Origin of the sequence: Bartonella sp. AA89HNZF (assembly GCF_042196905.1) — a bacterium.
Classification (GTDB): Bacteria; Pseudomonadota; Alphaproteobacteria; order Rhizobiales; family Rhizobiaceae; genus Bartonella.
This window is the reverse complement of the sequence record NZ_JBHIRD010000126.1, coordinates 1-289: the sequence shown is the minus strand read 5'-3', so window position 1 is coordinate 289 and position 289 is coordinate 1. Positions and strand designations below refer to the sequence as shown.

The window sequence follows — 289 nt, the reverse complement described above, 5'->3', positions numbered from 1 at the left end:
ATATTTTCGATCCACTTGAAGTCATTCCCGAGTTTACTGCTGATGCCGTTGGTAAAAAAGGTGAAAAAGTTGACTATGCTATCCGTATAGACGGTGAGATACGTATTCTTTTTGAGTGCAAACCGATATCTTGCGAATTGAGTTCAAAGCATTTAAGTCAATTATATCGATACTTTAGTGTAACGAATGCTAAATTCGCGATTTTGACAAATGGTCGATTTTTTCATTTTTACACAGATCTTGATGCTGCAAACAAGCTCGATAATAGGCCATTCCTTACTTTTGATGT

1 protein-coding gene is annotated in these 289 nt (G+C 36.0%); it reads left to right on the top strand.

What is annotated here, in order from left to right:
• The coding region (locus ACFIN0_RS10075) for a type I restriction enzyme HsdR N-terminal domain-containing protein (RefSeq protein WP_375702490.1) at positions 1–289 on the top strand (289 nt) is incomplete at both ends.